Below are 18,269 nucleotides of genomic sequence, written 5' to 3'. Positions count from 1 at the left end.
TTTTAGTTGAGGTGCTATCGCACTCTCAACCTGTTAAAAGAAAAATCATAAAATAATAATAGTGATGCTATATAGCATTACTATTGTTATTTTGCATTTTACACATCTTGGCATGATCAAATTTCTGGCTAATTACAAAATATAAACCCGACGACAACATAATAACTCCACACAAAAACATTGGTACATATGATTTTGTATAATCATATAAAATTCCTATAACAACCTGACCTATTGGAATTGCTGCATCGCATGCCGTTGAGACTACCGCTCCAATTCTTCCAAGCATCTCATTTGGTGCTTCAGCTTGGAAAACAGTTGCGGAAAACACATTTGACATTATTATAAATATTACCATAACAGTAATAAGAATTGTAATTGCAGTTATCATAAACATTAAGTTTGTAATTACACCATTATAATACAATACCAAAATGAAGCTTACAAATATTACTAATATTCCACCTAAATTAGTCGAAACAGCAAAAGATTTACTTGGTTCTATCTTTCTTTTAATTAATCCAGGAATAATTGAACCTATAACGGCTCCAGCCGTAAATACAGCTTGTATAGACCCAATGGATGCATCTGATATTTTAAACACATTTTTTCCTATATATCTTATTCCAATGTAAAGAACAGGATTAAGTGCTAAATTCATAGCAAAGCAGCAAATTGTTATTTTCATAAGTATTGCCCTTTCTTTAATATATCTAATACCATCGATAAAATCCTTTCTGAATTGATAAAAGTTAAATTTTCTATCTTTTCTATCATTTTTAGGTATTTCAATAAATACCTCTATCACTGCTGACAAAAAGAAACTTATGGAATTAAATAGAATTATATATACGATTCCAAAAAAACCAACTACTATTCCAGAAATAAGAGGTCCAATAATTTCTGGAATAAAAGAAACAGTAGAATTTACAGAATTAGCTCTTAAAAGACTTTCTTTTCCTACAATTGTTGGCACCACTGCAGATGCCGCTGAATTATAAAACATTTTTAATACAGCTAATATTATTACTGCTGTATATATATATATCATTCCTAGATAACCATTAATTTTATAAATTAATACCAAAGAACTAACCACAATTCCATTAATTACGTCAAGTATAATCATTATTTTCTTTCGATTAAACCAGTCTGCAAAAACTCCACATATGGGTCCAATTATCAATCTTGGAATTACAGCCACAGCCATTACTGAAGCAAATTTAGCAGCTGAACCAGTCACCTGAAGTACATACAGTGATAGAGCAAAACTTTGTATTTCATCTCCAGTTAAGGAAACAAATTTACAAGAAAGAAGCAACAAAAAATCCCTATTTTTCATAACATTAGTTTTCATAATTGACACCCAATTTCCATTGTATATATATTTTTTTACTTTATAATATATATTATCATAAAAGTATTAATATGTAAATAATTGAATTGTATTACAAAATACTATTACTCCTTACTTTTTATCAATAATTATATTAAATAATGCTGAAATAAAAAAGCTAATTCAATTTGCTCTTAAAAGCCTGTCTTCTTCTATAATACCTAGAAACACTTCAGAACCGGTAAAACTATATAATAAAGAAATTACTGATAATACTACAGCTGAAAAATAAATATAAGACATTGGAAGTATGCCATTTATTTTATAAACAATTCCTATAGCTAGAACTATAAGTCCATTTAAAATATCTAATAAAATCATTATTTTTTTCCATCAAACCAATCTGCAAAAACTCGACAAATTGGATCTAATATTATCTGCGCAATAACTGTAATTGCAAGAACTAATGCAAACTTAGCTACTGAACCAGTTATCTTAAGAACAAATAATAAAAAATATACAAATACACTTTTGGTTGAAGTTATTTATTTTTAATGTTATTCTATATCTATAATTTTTAATATAAGGAGCTATAAATAAATGCGTCAACATTCATTATCAAGAACAGAATTATTAATTGGAAAAGATAATCTAGAAAAATTATACAAAAGCAAGGTTGTAATTTTAGGTATAGGTGGAGTTGGAAGCTATGCTGTTGAAGCCCTTACGAGATCAGGCATTGGTACTTTAATTCTTGTAGATGATGATACTGTTTGTTTAACTAATCTTAACAGGCAAATTCATGCAACTTTTAAAACTATAGCTAAACCTAAAGTTGAAGTAATGAAAGAGAGAATTTTAAGCATAAATCCTCATTGTGAAGTGAATACATATCAAACATTTATAACTGAAGAAAATATACATGAAATAATACCTGAAGATACTGATTATGTAATAGATGCTATAGATACTGTTTCATCAAAAATTTCAGTTATATTGTGGTGCAAAGAACATAATATAAACATAATAAGCTGTATGGGAACAGGCAATAAATTAGATCCTACTCAATTTAAAATTTCAGATATATACAAAACTAAAATTTGCCCACTTGCTAAAGTAATGCGCCATGAACTAAAAAAGAGAGGTGTAGAATCTCTTAAGGTGCTTTATTCTGAAGAAATGCCTAAAAAGCCTAAGATAGGTGAAGTCATAACTTGTAAAGAAGGCTGTGTATGCACAAACGGTTCAAGAAAATGCACTGCAAAGCGTCAAATCCCGGCAAGTATATCCTTTGTTCCTCCTGTTGCAGGAATGATAATTGGAGGAGAAGTTATAAAAGACATAATAGGATACAATGATAACAAAGTGAAATAACAATGCTTTGTCACATACACATATGCGGGGTTTGGGCGTAAGCCCATTATCTTTCTAGAATAAGATAAAAGCACTTTCAATAATAAATTCTATAAATCTAAGTGGTTATTTAAAAAAAGTGGTTGCTTTGAGTTCTAGAATGATAATGGGCAGAGCCCAAACCCCGCGTATGTTTATACTCACTAAACGTTCAGATAGATTGAATTATCTAAGTATTTTATGATTTTTTTACTAAGATTTATTAGAATTTTTTAAATCGTTCCTTCAGCATTATTACTTCGCTTCCACGGTAGTTAAAGGAAAAAATTCCTCCGTACCTACGGAATTTTAGTTTTGATTATCAGGGACTATTTTCACGTATACATTTCTATTTCTTGGTCCATCAAACTCTGTAAAATATATTCCTTGCCATATTCCAAGTTTAAGCTTTCCATCTTCAACAATTACTGTGCAACTTGCTCCCATAAGTGATGACTTTATATGTGCATGCGAATTTCCTTCTGCATGCTTATAATTCCAATCTATTGGAAAAACCTTATTCAAAGTTTGTATTATATCACTAGCAACATCTGGATCTGTATTTTCATTTATAGTAATTCCCGCCGTAGTATGTGGACAAAATACAGTCAAAGTGCCATTTTGTACTTTACTTTCCTTTAACGATTTTCTAACCAAGTCAGTTATGTCTAAAAACTCTTCATTTTTATAAGTTTTTAATGAATACTCAAATAAATTATTCATACAACATACCTCCATATTCAATAACCCTTAGATTTATGATTTATCTTTTTAATGTTTCAAAGCACTATTTCTCCTATATTGCCTTTTCCTTTAAGAATTCTACGAACCTACTTAAATCTTCTTTATTTGAAAAAGCTGCTTGTGCCCTCTTAGGACTTCCACCACCTCTACCATTAAATCCTTTTATATTTTCTTTGAATATTTTTCCACACTGTACACTATCAATAGCATTTTGTGCAAAAATAATTCTGTTGTCTTTACCTGATGTCAATATGACAACTGCTTCTTCATCCTTTAAACAATCATATATACTCTCTATAAAATCAAAATCCCTATCTTCATAATGTGCCGATATAAGTTTTGAATGTGAAGATTTTAAAAGCTTTTCTGATTCTATTTTAGCTTCATTTTTTTTATACTCAGAAACTTCTTTTCTAAGGTTCATGATCTCTTCATTTTGAGAATTCACTCTATCTACTAGTTTATCTTCCTCTGTCGAAAATAACTTTTGAAGCTTACTTATTATGTCGTGTTCCTTCATAACGTGTTTAAGCGCTCTTTCTCCACATTTGAAATAAACTCTTGTCATTCCTTTATACTTTTCTGTTTTTAATACTTTTACTATTCCTACTTCACCTGTTCTAACAACATGTGTTCCACAACATGCACTGTAATCAACATCACCAAGCTGAACTATTCTTATCCTACCCTCTGCTTTTATAGCTTTTCTAAGAGGAAGTTTTTTCGCCTCATCCTTGCTCATAAAATAAGTTTTTGTAGGTACATTCATATAAATATAATTATTTACTTCTTCTTCAACCTTTTGAACCATAGATTCATTTACTTCTTCCATGTCTATATCAATTGTTATGTAATCTTCGCCCATATGAAAGCCACAGTTAACTCCCTTATACAATTTAAAAAATGCTGCAGATAAAAGATGTTCTCCTGTATGCTGTTGTATATTATCTCTTCTCCTAAGAAAATCGACCTTACATTTTGCTATTTCGCCATCAGGTTTTGTATTCATAACATGATAAATTACATCATCCTTTTCGCGAACATATTCAACTGGCATTCCATTTATAGTACCTAAATCACAAGGTTGACCACCACCTTCAGGGTAAAAAGGTGTTTTATCCAAAACAACTTCATACTTATTATTTTTTTCTATTATGTCTAATATCCTTCCTTCTCCCTCACACACGTAAGGATCATCATAAAACATTTTTTCAGTCATAAAATCATCTCCAAAACATTTTCTTTATTAATACCATTTTAGAGTATTTATTTCTACTGTGCAAGAAAAAGAAAATTTTACTTGAATTAATAGGAAAATAAGTATATAAAATCAAATGAAATTAATCTATATTTTTGTTGTTTTAAAAATGTATTTACTTATTTACCATAAATACTCCATAGTTTTACCACAAAGTATATGTTAGAATGTCAACTATACTTGCCGAATCTTCTAAACGAAGTACGGGGGATCACATTTGGGTGAATCCTTTAGAACAATATACAATAAACTAATAGTCAATAAGAAAATTTCAAAAGTTTTCTTATTATTTAACTATATGTTCCTAAAGGTAGGGTGCCTTCAACCCGAACCCGCAAGCTAACCTCGGAGGCAAAATAGAAGGAGGATACTTATGAATAAATTAAAATTTTTAGCTATTGGTGCTTTTATAGCCATAGCCGGAGCAAATTCAAGCAATGTACATGCTGCAACTTACAGTGTTAAAAGTGGAGATTCTCTTTACACCATAAGCAGAAGCTACAGTACAAACACAAATTACCTAATTGGTTCTAATAATTTAGCTAGCAGCACAATATATCCTGGACAAACTATCAAGGTTCCGGATACCGTTTATACAGTTAAAAGTGGAGATTCTCTATACCTTATAGCACATAAATTTGGTGTAACCTTAAATAATCTTAGATGGGCAAATAATATATGGTCAGATTACATTTATGTTGGACAAGCCTTAGCTATTCCTGCTAGAAGTAGTTCACAAGTTTCAGTATCACCTTATGTAATCTCATGTACAAGTTCCGAAGTTGATTTGCTTGCAAGACTTATAAATGCAGAAGCCGGTGGTGAAAGCTATACTGCAATGAAAGCAGTAGGAGCAGTAATAGTCAATAGAGTTAAAAGTGGCACCTTCCCAAATACTATTACAAAAGTTATCTATGATACTCAATATGGATACTATCAATTTACTCCAGTTGCAAATGGAATGATAAACAAGTCTGCAACTACAGATTCACTAAATGCCGCAAAAGAAGCTCTTAGAGGCGCTGATCCAACAAATGGAGCTTTATACTTCTATGATAATACTGCAACAAATACATGGCTTAGATCAAAACCAGTATCCTTAATCTCAGGGAATTTAATATTTGCATTCTAATATATATGGTTATCGACTCAACTATTAAGTTATACATGTCTCATAATGCCCAGAACATGGCGTTTTGAAACATGCATAACTTAAGTTTCGGTACGGTAACCCTTTAGTGAAACTACTGTAAAACTCAAACTATATATGTACCAAAATACCAATTTTCAAGGGATTATGGTGTATATATAGTTTGTAGTTAAGCTAGTTTCACTATAGATGTTTTTTTCTAGTTTACAAATATAATTGCACAATTTATAGTCTTAAAAATAAACGTTTAACACAGCTAATTCCAGAGGATAAAAGCCCTCTGGAATTTTATTTTATACATACTTTCATTAAAATAAAATTTATTAGTAATATTTCTCTTGAAGTAATTGCAAAATAATGATATAGTATAAGTGCAACCGCTTGCATTAATTATAATTTAAATAACTATTTCAAAGAAGGTGAATAAATGGGTAATTACGTAAAAGTAGATGAGTGGAATATAATCGAAGATGGCTTACACCTTGGCAACAATAAAATATATGAAAGCATAATGAGCATAGGTAATGGTAAAATGGGGCTTCGCGGGAATTTTGAAGAAGATTTTAGCGGCGATTCTCTAAAAGGAACATATATTGCTGGAATATATTATCCTGACAAAACAAGAGTCGGCTGGTGGAAAAACGGTTATCCTGAATACTTTGCTAAAGTAATAAATGCTACAGATTTTATTGGAATTAAAGTTAAACTTAATGAAACAAATTTGGATTTATCAAAACTAAAGGTTTCTGAATTTAAACGTATTCTTAACATGAAAGAAGGCTATTTAACAAGGAGCTTTATAGTAGAAGATAATTCAAACTACAAATACAAAGTTGAAGTAAAAAGATTTCTTAGTATGGTAAAAACAGAACTCGCAGCCATATCCTACAGCATAACACCGCTAGATAATGATTGTGAGATAATCTTTAATCCATATTTAAATGGAGATGTTCAAAACGAAGACTCAAACTATGATGAAAAATTTTGGGATGAAGTTGATAGAAGCGTAGATAATATTTCTTCTCACCTTTCTCTAAAAACGAAAAAGCTAGATTTTGTAGTTACGACAGCTATGAATTATAGTGTGTATATTGATGATACTCCTGTCAAACTAATTTCTGAGCTGCAGAACCACGAAAAATATGTAGGTAATAATTTATTAGTCAAAGCAAAAAGACAAAGCACCGTTACACTTTTTAAGTATATCAGTGTTGTAACTAATAGATATTACAAAAAAGAAGAACTTGTAGACAAGGCTTATTCAATTATAAGTGAAGCAAAACACATAGGCTTTGAAAAGCTTTTAAATGAAAGTTCTTGCAAATGGGTAAAAATTTGGAATAACAGTGATATAATAATTGAAGGTGATCCTTCTGCACAGCAAGCCATAAGATTTAATATTTTTCAGCTTAATCAAACCTACACAGGCGATGATTCAAGGCTCAACATAGGACCAAAAGGATTTACAGGAGAAAAATATGGTGGAAGCACGTATTGGGATACTGAAGCGTATTGTATTCCATTTTATCTTAGCACACGCGAAGAATACATAGCAAAGAACTTACTAATATACCGCTATAATCAACTAGAAAAAGCAAAAGAAAATGCTGCAAAGTTAGGATTAAAAGGTGCTCTATATCCAATGGTAACAATGAATGGTGAAGAATGCCATAATGAATGGGAAATAACCTTCGAAGAAATTCACAGGAATGCTGCAATTTCATTTGCAATATATAATTATGTAAGATATACAGGCGATGAGGCTTATCTTTCAGAATATGGCTTAGATGTTTTAGTTGAGACAAGCCGCTTCTGGGCTTCGAGAGCTAATTATAATAAATTTAAAGATAAATATATGATACTTGGCGTAACAGGTCCAAATGAATATGAAAACAACGTTAATAACAATTGGTACACCAACACTATGGCTTCATGGAATATTAGATACACAATGGAAGCAATAAATATTGTAAAAGAAAAATTTTCAAATAAGTATGAAGATTTAAAAAAGAAACTTAACCTAAATGAAGAAGAAATAAATTTGTGGAAAGATATAACAAACAAAATGTACTTTCCTTATAGTAAAGAACTTGATGTATTTCTTCAACAGGACGGATATCTTGATAAAGAACAAATACTCGTAAAAAATCTTGATCCTAAAAATTTACCATTGAACCAGCATTGGTCTTGGGACAGAATTTTAAGATCATGCTTTATAAAACAAGCTGATGTTTTACAAGGATTGTACTTTTTAAATGATGAATTTGATTATTCTGTAAAAAAGCATAATTTTGATTTTTATGAACCACGAACTGTTCATGAATCATCTTTATCTCCATGTATTCACTCCATCATTGCAGCTGAAATAGGTTATGAAGATAAAGCATATGAATTATATCTTAGAACTGCAAGATTAGATCTTGATAATTACAATAATGATACTGATGATGGCCTTCATATCACAAGTATGGCTGGTACATGGATGTCTATAGTACATGGTTTTGGTGGACTTAGAATTAAAAATGGCAAATTAAGTTTAAAGCCTTTTATACCAAAGGCATGGAATAAATATTCATTTAAAATAGTTTTCAGAGAGAGTCTTATAAAAGTCTCTGTTTCTACCTCAATTTTAACTATTGAACACCAGGTAGGGACAAAATTTTCTTTAATCATAAATGATAAAGATATTACATTAAATGAAAATGAAACTCTAACTATTAATCTATAATTATTTAAGAAAGGTTGTGTAGTTTATTATGAATAATAATTTACCAAAAGTAGCTTATTTTTGTATGGAATATGCAGTAGATACTTCTATGAGAACCTATGCAGGTGGACTTGGAATATTAGCTGGAGATTATATTAAAGGCGCAAAAGATTATAATTATCCTATGGTAGGTATAGGATTAAAATGGAAGCAAGGCTATAGTGACCAATATATAGATAAAGATGATAAAGCCTATGATTCCTATAAAAATTACAAATATGATTTTCTAAAAGATACTGGCGTAAAGGTTAATGTTAAAATTCGTCAAAGAAATGTAGTCTGCAAAGTATGGCTACTTGACAAATTTGGTACAGCTCCTCTTTATCTGCTCGATACTGACCTTCCTGAAAATGAAGATACTTGGATAACAGGACAACTTTATGGTTGGTTTGGAGAAGAAAGAATAGCTCAAGAAATGGTTCTTGGTATAGGTGGTATAAGAGCTTTGAGAGCTTTAGGGATAGATGTCGATGTGTACCATTTCAATGAAGGTCATGCACTTTTTGCCGGATTTGAGTTAATTAAAGAAAAAATGGATTCAGGCTTATCCTTTGATGCTGCTGTAGAAAAATCAAAAAATGAAATTGTATTTACAACTCATACTCCTATAGTTCAGGGAAATGAATCACATACCATTGATAGATTAATGTATATGGGAGCAAATAACGGCTTAACCATTGAACAGCTAGTGTCTCTTGGAGGTTCTCCTTTTAACATGACTGTAGGAGCCCTTAGACTTTCAAAAATTTCAAATGCAGTTGCTCAGCTTCACAAAGAAACTGCAAACAAAATGTGGAAAGATGTTGATGGAAGATCTGAAATAATAGGAATTACAAATGCTATTCATCTTCCAACTTGGGTAGATGAAAACATGATTTCTGCTGCTAAAAATGACGATAAAGAAGCTTTATGGAATGAACATATGAAAAATAAAGAGGCCCTAATAGACTTTGTCTATGAAAGAAATGGAGTTAAACTTGATAAAGATGCCCTCTTAATAGGTTTTTCAAGACGTGCTGCTCCATACAAGAGAAGTGATTTATTATTTACAAATAGCGATATAGTTGATCCACTGCTTAAAGAAGGAAAAATTCAAATAGTATTTTCAGGTAAAGCACATCCACTTGATGATGTAGGTAAGGAAATTGTTGAAAATTTGGTTAAATTCTCAAAGAAATATCCAAATTCAGTTGTATTCTTACAAAATTACGATATGACAATTGGAAGAATGCTTACTCACGGTTCTGATATATGGCTTAATAATCCAAGAAGACCTCTAGAAGCTAGTGGTACATCTGGTATGAAAGCTGCTATGAATGGTGTTCTCAATGTAAGTATTCTAGATGGCTGGTGGCCTGAAGCTTGCAAAGACGGTATTAATGGATGGCAATTTGGTGACGGCGTTGAATCTGAAGATATAAAGTTCATCGACGAGCATGATTCAAAGGCATTGTATGATGTGCTAACTAATAAAGTAATTCCTACTTTTTATTCAGACAGAAATAAATGGATTGAAATGATGAAAAATAGTATTTTATCTACTAAAGATTATTTTTCTGTTAAGAGAATGCTTGACGAATACTATTCAAAGATGTATGAGAAATAATAGTATTTCTAAATACAAATATAAACGGGGTTTGAGCAATAGCTCATTATCCTTCTAGAAAAAATAAAGGTACTTTTAATAAATAAATCTTAGCTAAAATCTAAAAAGGCTAAGATTTATTTAATTTTATTTAAATTGTCCCTTTAACACTGTTACTTCTCTTGATCGTAAATAGTTACTTTTGTTTTAACTATGTAAGGAGGAATATTAATGGGTAATAAACTAAAGCTAGTTTTTATAATTTTGATTACTTCCATTCTATCTTTTTCATTGAATAATAAGGTCAATGCTGCAAACAAGTCCACAAAGATCACAAGCGACGATATGATCTATTTTATAATGACTGACAGGTTTTGCGATGGAGATAAGAGCAATAACTACGAAGTTGACACATCAAATCCTTCAAAATACCATGGTGGGGATTTTCAAGGAATAATAAACAAACTAGACTACATAAAAAATTTAGGTTTTACTACTATTTGGATTACGCCAGTAGTTAAAAATGATACCGATGGTTACCATGGATACTGGGCTACTGATTTTTATAAGACAAATGAGCATTTTGGCTCAATGGCAAAGCTAAAAGAACTGGTAAATAAAGCTCACCAAAAAGGTCTAAAGGTTATTTTTGATATAGTCGTAAACCACACAGGTGTTAATCATCCATTTGTAAAAGATCCTAAAAAAGCTTCCTGGTTTCATGAAAATACACCAATAAGCGATTTTAATAACCAAGATAATGTTGAAAATGGCTGGCTTTCAGGGCTTCCAGATTTAGACCAAAACAATCTAGAAGTAAAAAACTATCTAATAAATATGGCAAAGTGGTGGATTAAAGAAACCAATATAGATGGTTACAGGCTAGATACTGTAAGACATGTGCCAAAAAGTTTTTGGAAGGACTTTACATCGTCAATAAAAAAGGATTACCCTAACTTTTATTTTATAGGGGAAGTAAATAATGGCAGTTCAGCATATATTCAAAGTTATGAGGAAACAGGAATAGATGGTTTTGTTAATTTTCCAGCCTACTACACTATAAATTCCGTTTTCAAAGGTCTTAAACCAGCCTCTGATTTAGCCAATTCCATAGATCAAGATGATATATATACGAATAGAAATTTAATGGGAACTTTTGTAGACAATCATGATGTTCCAAGATTTATAAATGACGTTACAGACCTAAAAAATGAGAGATTAGAAGGTGCTATTACCTTTATGATGACCTATACTGGTATTCCAGTAATGTACTATGGTACCGAAATTGGAATGGACGGCGGTAATGACCCAGATAACAGAAGAATGATGGATTGGAACTCTAAATCTTCAATTACTAAATACGTAAAAAAGCTTACTTCAATAAGAAAAGCCAATCCAGCCTTAACTAAAGGAAATATTGAAGTTTTATCCTCTTCTGATAATACCATATGTTATTTAAGAAAATACAATAATAATATCGTAATAGCTGCTTTTAATACATCTGATAAACCTCAAGAAATATCTTTTGATTTACCTAAGGATGATTACAACTTTCTTGATTCTCTAAAAGATTTACTTTCAGAAAAAAGCTATAAAATTTCTAAAGGAAAAGTATCTTTCACTATAAAGCCAATGCAGTCATCTGTACTAACCTTAAAAAGCAATTTAATATATCTATGCACAGCTGCAGCGGCATCAATTATAATTATTTTTGTAGTAACCATTGTTATATTAAAAAAATTGCAAAGCAATAACTAATTTTCTGCCTAAAAAGAAGGCGAAAAACTAATATTAAAGGGCTTTAACTTACTCTGCTCGTTAAAACCCTTCACTTATTTTGCTTATCAATATTTATATTTAGTACAACAGCCTCATTTTTATATATAGGAATATCTATTCTTTAAGAATGCATTCTAGATAAACCCTAAGCACTTCTCCAACACTCCATGCCTGTGCATAACACGCCTTAGGTTCATATGGAGAATCTCCGTCAAAAATTTCTGAAATGCTTCCAATACATCTATTCCTTAAATGATCATAAAATGGTTCTATTAGCTTCATACAAAGTGCCTCATCTTCATACCATTTTTTTACGGAAGAAATAAGTGGTCCCATAAGCCATCCCCATACAATTCCTTGATGATATGAAGTATCTCGCTTTAAAACATCTCCAGAATATATGCCAATATACTGTTTATCTTCCTCTTCAAGACTTCTTAAACCATACGGAGTATATAACCTTCCTAAAGCAGTTGATACAGCTCTTTTCGCCTTTTCCTCATCCACAGCTGTATATGGAAGACTAAGAGCAATTATGCCATTAGGTCTTATTTGATCATTATTATAGTCTTTACAAATGTAATCATAAAAATAGTTTTTCTTGTGGTTCCAAAATTTCTTTATAAAGCTGCATTCTATTTGTTTCTGAAGTTTACCGTAAAATTCGCATGAAATATTGAATTTTTTGCAAAGTTCCTTGTAAATACAAACTGCATTATACCAAAGGGCATTTATTTCTACAGCTTTTCCATACCTTGGAGTCACTGCAAAATCATTTATTTTAACATCCATCCACGTTAATTGAGTATCTTCGCTTCCACCACTTAAGAGACCATCCTCTTTATCCATTTTTATGCCATACCTTGTACCTTCTACGTGTTCTTCTATTATATTAGTTAAAACACTAAAGATATTGTTTTTTATAAATTCATAGTCACCAGTATATTCTATATACTTATACACGGCATTAAAATACCATAAAGAAGCATCTATTGTATTATATATTGGCTCAGCATTGGTATCTGGAAACATATTAGGAACCAATCCATCCTTTACATACATTGCAAAAGTCATTAGAATTTCTCTAGCTTCTTTAAACCTGCCAGTGCAAAGTGTAAGCCCGGTAAAAGCTATCATTGTATCTCTTCCCCAGTCTGTAAACCATGGATATCCTGCTATTATTGTAGCTTTACCTGTAGACTTTCTTTTTACTAAAAATTGATCTGCTGCTAGTGCCAAGGTTTCACTTAGTTCATCCCTAACCTTTAGCTTAGATAAAATGCATTTTTTTCTCTTTTCTTCTAACTCAAAATAATATTTTCCATCAACAACTTCTATGCTCTCTGTTGACGCGATAATACTAAACTCTCCCTTTTCATAAGGCTTAAGCTTAAATTCAAAATATCCTGGAATAAAGTGATTATCGTAATCTAAAAGTCCTCTTTCCTTTTCATTTATGTAAAACATATTTTCATACCATTTTTCATGTTTTACATAAACTGCTTTATCGGACTTTAGATTAAGTTTTAAATCATTTATATCAAATGAAATGATTACACCATGCTCATCCGTATTTTGCATACACTTAAGCGCATAAGCTTTAGTATTTTCATGATGATCTCTGTTATTTACCAGCGCCTCCACCTTCATTGTAAATGGTTTATCATTATTTATAATAGAGTAATTTATAATTGTAGTATTTTCACCATATTTCATAGTGATTTTTTTGCTTATAAAAACACCATCTACAACAAAATTTTGCACTGGAAAATATTTATTTTCAAAACTAACTTGGTTTATATAGCCATCTTCTATAGTACCATCAATTTTTTCATTTGAGTATATAATATATTTTTTGTCACCTAAAAATACTGTTTCATCAAGCTTTGATAATAAAACTCTTCTATCTACTGGTGGATTTATTGATGCTACAAGAAGGGCACTGTATTTTCTTATATTCGCTCCACATATAGTACTGCTTGAATATCCACCTATTCCATTTGTAATAAGATATTCTTTTGATATAGATGTATCAAAATTTTTTAACTCATTTTTTCCAAATCTCATGTTATAATCTCCTATTTTACAACCTTGAGTATTAAATATTCATTAGGCTTAACATCAATGCAATCATTTATTGAGATCTCTTCTCTTGAAATTAAATTATGGCATTTTAGATTGCCTATTTTCAAGTTCACCTTATGAAATTCATCACTATTATTAAGAATTACAATTATCTCTTCGCCTTCTAATACTCTCTTAAATGCCAAAACATTGTCATATTTATACAAACTCATATATTCTCCATATACTAGAGTTTTCTCTTCCTTACGAATTTTAATAAGCTTTTTATGCAAGTCTAAAAGTTCATTGTTTTGCTTATCTTCATCCCAAACCATGCATCTTCTACAATCAGGATCTTGTTCTCCGGTAATTCCAACCTCATCTCCATAATAAATATAAGGCATGCCAACATAGGTAAACTGAAATACGACAGCTAAAAGCATTCTTTCAATTTTTTCATTAGCCTCATATAAGAATCTTGGAGTATCATGGCTTCCTATTAAATTAAACAAAAGCAGATTGATCTTTTTCATATACATAACTCTACTTGAAGCAAGCTGATTATCAAAATCTTCTGCTGTTATCTTTCTCTTAGCAAAAAAATCCACACTTAAGTTCTTAAAAGGATAATTCATTATACTATCAAGTTGTTCTCCCTTTAGCCATGAACATGCTTCATGCTGTATTTCTCCAACAATAATTGCATCTGGATTTGCCTTTTTTACTGTTTTTCTAAATTCTCTCCAAAAGCTGTGATCAACTTCATCACATACATCCAGTCTCCAGCCATCTATATTAACTTCTTTAATCCAATACTCAGCAACTTCAAGTAAGTATTTTTTTACTTCTTCATTTTCAGTATTAAGCTTAGGCATAGCAAAAATTTCATTTGCAAAAGTAATATAATTTACCTTTTTAATATTTACAGGGTATTCGTTTATAAAAAACCAATCCTTATACTTTGATCTTTCTCCATTTTTTATAACATCCTGAAACGCAAAGAAGTCGTGCCCACAATGGTTAAATACAGCATCAAAAATAATTTTTATATTTCTTTCATGACATTTTTGCACTAATTCCTTAGCCTTATCTACGTCTCCAAAAGTATCGTCAATTTTGTAATAATCTTTGGTATTATACTTATGATTTGTTGAAGATAAAAATACAGGTGTAAGATAAATAAGATTAATTCCTAAATCCTCTAAATAGTCTAATTTATCTATAATTCCTTTAAGATCTCCACCGAACATTGAACTTACTGTAGGTTTCTCTCCCCATTTAAGTACATTCTTTGGATCATTGCTTTTATCTCCATTGCAGAATCTATCCGGCATTATCTGGTAAACTATTGAATTCTCTGCCCATTTTACTCCTTTATAAACATCAGCAGAATTTAAAAAAGGAAATTGGAATCCCCACTGTTCAATTGGATCTTTTAATTCTGAACAAAGTCCTTTTTCATTTAAATATACACTATTACCTGTTTTATCAGTTAATTTAAACATGTATCTGTATCTTTTATCTTGAAGATATATAGTAGTTTCGTAAAAATCAAAAAGTTCCGTTGTTTCGCTTAACTTCATTTTTTTTACATCATATTCTTTTTCCCAGTCATATCTGCTCTTGTAATATACCTCACACTTATTGATATCATTTTTCGCTGTTCTAACTCTTACTATTAAATTGTCATCATCTACACCATATACATATGGTGGTTCTACTACGTGAAATATTGCATACTTATTCATTTGTTATCCTCCTTATCGCATGTAAAAAATTAATTAGATATAAAAATAATGCAACACAATTCAATTCACAATGCACATTTTACAATGCGTAATTAATGCTAATTTTTCACCTCAATTGTGCATCATACATTGTGAATTGGTTACGTCACATTATTATTTGACTCCGAATATTAAACCATTAGCCTTTAACAGCTCCTGCTGTAAGTCCACTTTCAAGGAATCTTTGCAAACACAAAAATAATATTACTTGAGGTACAGAACCAACAACAGCTGCAGCTGCAAATTGAGTCCAATGCTTATTAAATGCATTATCTATAAAATGTTGTAGTGTAATTGCAACTGTCCAGTTAGCAGAATCCGAAAGTCCTGAACTTGAAATTGCAAACTCACTATAAGCACCTATAAATACCAAAAGAAGTATAACTGCGAACATAGGTTTTGATAATGGAAGTATTATCTTAGTAAATACTTGCCAATGTGTGGCTCCATCAACCATAGCAGCTTCATCAAGTTCTTTTGGTAGGCCGTCAATGAAACCTTTCATAAGCCATATATTAAAGGCACTACCACCTGCTAAAAACAGTGCAACTACCCATATTTTGTCAATACCATTTATTGTAATCAACATTACATATACTGCTGATACAGTCATTATCATAGGAAACATTTGTACAATAAGTAAACTCATAAGTCCATATTTTCTACCCTTAAATTTCATTCTAGAAAATGCATATGCAGAAGTAGCAGTCATAAACATTTGAGCAACACATACAACTGTACATAGTTTCAAACTATTAATAATGCTTCTTCCAAAATTCATGTCATCACCTAATGAACCATCAAAAAGTGCCTTGTAGTTATCAAATGTAATTTGCTTTGGAAAAATTGAATCACTAAAAAATGCATCTCCCTTTGAAATTGAAGCTCCAATTATAAATAATATAGGATATAAGGCACATAAGATGAAAGCCCAAATTACAATCCTATTTATCCACAAATCTCTTTTTTCAGAGGGAGTCAAATGATGTTTATAGCTAAGTTTACTCTGTTTAACATTGTTTTGTTCACGAACATTTACATTATTCTTATAAACAAGTTCGCTTTGGCTTGAATTACTCTTCATCATTAATCAACCTCCTTAAATTGTCCACTTAATTTCATCTGGAAGAAACTTATAGTACCTATTACTATAAATATCAAAACAGCCAACGCAGCAGATAAATCATATCTATAAAGATTCATTGTCATCTTATAGGATGCACTGGCAAGTATATCTGTAGTACCAGCAAATCCCGTATCTGGTCTTGCTGGAAGACCTTTAGTAAGCATGTATATATTTGTAAAGTTATTAAAATTCATTGCAAATGAAGATATAATAAGTGGAAAAGATGATGATGCTAAAGATGGCAAAGTTATTTTAATAAATCTTACAAACTTTGAAGCACCATCCATTTCAGCTGCCTCATAGTAAACATCCGGAATTGCTGTTAATGCACCAAGACAGGTATTCATCATATAAGGAACAGTTAACCACACACTTACCATTATTATGGATATTTTAGCAAGTGTAGAATTTGAAAGCCATGGTATTCCAGTGTTTATAATATGAAGACTTTTTAAAAGTTTATTTATTGCACCATAATCTTGATTTAAAATTCCCTGCCAGGAAAGTACTGCTATAGTACCTGGAAGGGCCCAAGGCAATACCAAAATTGCTTTATAGAATCCTCTTTCCTTCATGTTCTTGTTACTTAATGCAATTGCAGCGATTAATCCCAAAAAATAACTTATTAAGCAAGTACCTCCTGCAAATATAAGTGTCCATGCAAATACTGGTAAAAAAATAGGTTTTAAATCTCCAGTAAGAACGCTTATATAATTTGAAATTCCAACAAAGCTCCAGTTATCCATATGGTTTAAACTTTTATTTGTAAATGATAATACAATTGTATATATAATAGGTATAAAAGTAAGAAATATCATAGATATAATTGCAGGTGCCACATATAAATAAGGCTTTATTTTATCGTGAGTTAAACCTTTAGGTTTCATTTTCATAACCTCCATTTTAAAGAAATTATACTAAAATAAGAATAATGGGCATGTCCAGTCTCTTGTATTATAGAAGTACATGATATCTTATTCTAGAAGTATATGAACATATGCGAGGCTTGAGATAAATCTCATTATTTTTCTAGCACTACTTAAAGTATGTTTAAACATTTTATTCAAATTCCACGTTCTAATTAGTCATAATTCTTAATTTCTCCGTGTTGCTGATAAAATGCTCTTTTTATGTTCTAGAAAGATAATGGGCTTACGCCCAAACCCCGCGTATTATAAAAAGTTCCGATATCTAATTCTAGAAGGATAATGGGCTTACGCCCAAACCCCGCGTATTATAAAAAGTTCCGATATCTAATTCTAGAAGGATAATGGGCTTACG

Annotated in this window: 13 protein-coding genes and 1 riboswitch; of the genes, 5 read left to right on the top strand and 8 right to left on the bottom strand. The window is 30.8% G+C overall.

Annotated features, from left to right (window positions below):
- Positions 1-67: 67 nt before the first annotated feature.
- Positions 68-1,357 carry an MFS transporter gene (locus LQK79_RS11655; protein WP_231016675.1) on the bottom strand — a complete coding sequence of 430 codons (1,290 nt, stop codon included), beginning with the start codon at positions 1,355-1,357 and terminating at the stop codon, positions 68-70.
- Between the two features lie 162 nt (positions 1,358-1,519).
- Positions 1,520-1,717, bottom strand: coding sequence for a hypothetical protein (locus LQK79_RS11650; protein ID WP_053242122.1), 198 nt, complete (start codon positions 1,715-1,717; stop codon positions 1,520-1,522).
- Positions 1,718-1,936: 219 nt separating this feature from the next.
- Here LQK79_RS11650 and LQK79_RS11645 point away from each other — a divergent pair, with 219 nt between their 5' ends.
- Positions 1,937-2,710: a tRNA threonylcarbamoyladenosine dehydratase gene (locus tag LQK79_RS11645; protein ID WP_053242121.1), complete on the top strand. Its 774-nt coding sequence runs from the start codon at positions 1,937-1,939 to the stop codon at positions 2,708-2,710.
- 327 nt (positions 2,711-3,037) lie between these two features.
- On the opposite strand, the gene LQK79_RS11640 is transcribed toward LQK79_RS11645, so the two are convergent.
- Positions 3,038-3,451, bottom strand: coding sequence for a secondary thiamine-phosphate synthase enzyme YjbQ (locus LQK79_RS11640; protein WP_053242120.1), 414 nt, complete (start codon positions 3,449-3,451; stop codon positions 3,038-3,040).
- 73 nt (positions 3,452-3,524) lie between these two features.
- The gene (locus tag LQK79_RS11635; RefSeq protein WP_231016674.1) at positions 3,525-4,691 is read right to left on the bottom strand and encodes an alanyl-tRNA editing protein; all 1,167 of its coding nucleotides are present in this window, start codon (positions 4,689-4,691) and stop codon (positions 3,525-3,527) included.
- 210 nt (positions 4,692-4,901) lie between these two features.
- Positions 4,902-5,099, top strand: a riboswitch (cyclic di-AMP (ydaO/yuaA leader).
- A 4-nt stretch (positions 5,100-5,103) separates the two neighbouring features.
- Here LQK79_RS11635 and LQK79_RS11630 point away from each other — a divergent pair.
- The 4 genes from LQK79_RS11630 to LQK79_RS11615 all read left to right on the top strand — a co-directional run bounded on the left by LQK79_RS11630 (position 5,104) and on the right by LQK79_RS11615 (position 11,990).
- Positions 5,104-5,862, top strand: a complete 759-nt coding sequence (locus LQK79_RS11630; RefSeq protein WP_053242119.1) for a cell wall hydrolase — start codon at positions 5,104-5,106, stop codon at positions 5,860-5,862.
- 445 nt (positions 5,863-6,307) lie between these two features.
- On the top strand, positions 6,308-8,608 hold the full coding sequence (locus LQK79_RS11625) for a family 65 glycosyl hydrolase domain-containing protein (protein ID WP_231016673.1): 2,301 nt from the start codon (positions 6,308-6,310) through the stop codon (positions 8,606-8,608).
- Positions 8,609-8,636: 28 nt separating this feature from the next.
- A complete protein-coding gene (gene glgP, locus LQK79_RS11620) occupies positions 8,637-10,253 on the top strand; it encodes an alpha-glucan family phosphorylase (RefSeq protein WP_231016672.1) in 1,617 nt (538 codons plus the stop codon).
- A 210-nt stretch (positions 10,254-10,463) separates the two neighbouring features.
- Positions 10,464-11,990: an alpha-amylase family glycosyl hydrolase gene (locus tag LQK79_RS11615; RefSeq protein WP_231016671.1), complete on the top strand. Its 1,527-nt coding sequence runs from the start codon at positions 10,464-10,466 to the stop codon at positions 11,988-11,990.
- 135 nt (positions 11,991-12,125) lie between these two features.
- Here LQK79_RS11615 and LQK79_RS11610 read toward each other — a convergent pair whose 3' ends face one another.
- The 4 genes from LQK79_RS11610 to LQK79_RS11595 form a co-directional block, all read right to left on the bottom strand.
- On the bottom strand, positions 12,126-14,078 hold the full coding sequence (locus LQK79_RS11610; RefSeq protein ID WP_231016670.1) for an amylo-alpha-1,6-glucosidase: 1,953 nt from the start codon (positions 14,076-14,078) through the stop codon (positions 12,126-12,128).
- Between the two features lie 11 nt (positions 14,079-14,089).
- Entirely contained in the window at positions 14,090-15,823 is a 1,734-nt protein-coding gene (locus LQK79_RS11605; RefSeq protein ID WP_231016669.1) for a glycoside hydrolase family 13 protein, read from the bottom strand.
- A gap of 178 nt (positions 15,824-16,001) precedes the next feature.
- Positions 16,002-16,949: a sugar ABC transporter permease gene (locus LQK79_RS11600; RefSeq protein ID WP_231016668.1), complete on the bottom strand. Its 948-nt coding sequence runs from the start codon at positions 16,947-16,949 to the stop codon at positions 16,002-16,004.
- Positions 16,949-17,875, bottom strand: coding sequence for a carbohydrate ABC transporter permease (locus tag LQK79_RS11595; protein ID WP_053242115.1), 927 nt, complete (start codon positions 17,873-17,875; stop codon positions 16,949-16,951). The genes LQK79_RS11600 and LQK79_RS11595 overlap by 1 nt, the downstream gene beginning before the upstream one ends.
- Positions 17,876-18,269: the final 394 nt, after the last annotated feature.

It is taken from the genome of Clostridium guangxiense (assembly GCF_021043395.1).
In the GTDB taxonomy this organism is placed as follows: domain Bacteria; phylum Bacillota; class Clostridia; order Clostridiales; family Clostridiaceae; genus Clostridium_S; species Clostridium_S guangxiense.
Note: the sequence above shows the minus strand (reverse complement) of the source record. Positions and strands in the feature narration are given on the sequence as shown.

What these genes read in the sequence shown, in the direction of transcription:
- LQK79_RS11595 (WP_053242115.1), bottom strand. Translation starts at nt 17,875, where the DNA reads ATGAAACCTAAAGGTTTAACTCACGATAAAATAAAGCCTTATTTATAT.
- LQK79_RS11600 (WP_231016668.1), bottom strand. Translation starts at nt 16,949, where the DNA reads ATGATGAAGAGTAATTCAAGCCAAAGCGAACTTGTTTATAAGAATAAT.
- LQK79_RS11625 (WP_231016673.1), top strand. Translation starts at nt 6,308, where the DNA reads ATGGGTAATTACGTAAAAGTAGATGAGTGGAATATAATCGAAGATGGC.
- LQK79_RS11610 (WP_231016670.1), bottom strand. Translation starts at nt 14,078, where the DNA reads ATGAGATTTGGAAAAAATGAGTTAAAAAATTTTGATACATCTATATCA.
- glgP (WP_231016672.1), top strand. Translation starts at nt 8,637, where the DNA reads ATGAATAATAATTTACCAAAAGTAGCTTATTTTTGTATGGAATATGCA.
- LQK79_RS11645 (WP_053242121.1), top strand. Translation starts at nt 1,937, where the DNA reads ATGCGTCAACATTCATTATCAAGAACAGAATTATTAATTGGAAAAGAT.
- LQK79_RS11650 (WP_053242122.1), bottom strand. Translation starts at nt 1,717, where the DNA reads ATGATTTTATTAGATATTTTAAATGGACTTATAGTTCTAGCTATAGGA.
- LQK79_RS11635 (WP_231016674.1), bottom strand. Translation starts at nt 4,691, where the DNA reads ATGACTGAAAAAATGTTTTATGATGATCCTTACGTGTGTGAGGGAGAA.
- LQK79_RS11615 (WP_231016671.1), top strand. Translation starts at nt 10,464, where the DNA reads ATGGGTAATAAACTAAAGCTAGTTTTTATAATTTTGATTACTTCCATT.
- LQK79_RS11605 (WP_231016669.1), bottom strand. Translation starts at nt 15,823, where the DNA reads ATGAATAAGTATGCAATATTTCACGTAGTAGAACCACCATATGTATAT.
- LQK79_RS11630 (WP_053242119.1), top strand. Translation starts at nt 5,104, where the DNA reads ATGAATAAATTAAAATTTTTAGCTATTGGTGCTTTTATAGCCATAGCC.
- LQK79_RS11655 (WP_231016675.1), bottom strand. Translation starts at nt 1,357, where the DNA reads ATGAAAACTAATGTTATGAAAAATAGGGATTTTTTGTTGCTTCTTTCT.
- LQK79_RS11640 (WP_053242120.1), bottom strand. Translation starts at nt 3,451, where the DNA reads ATGAATAATTTATTTGAGTATTCATTAAAAACTTATAAAAATGAAGAG.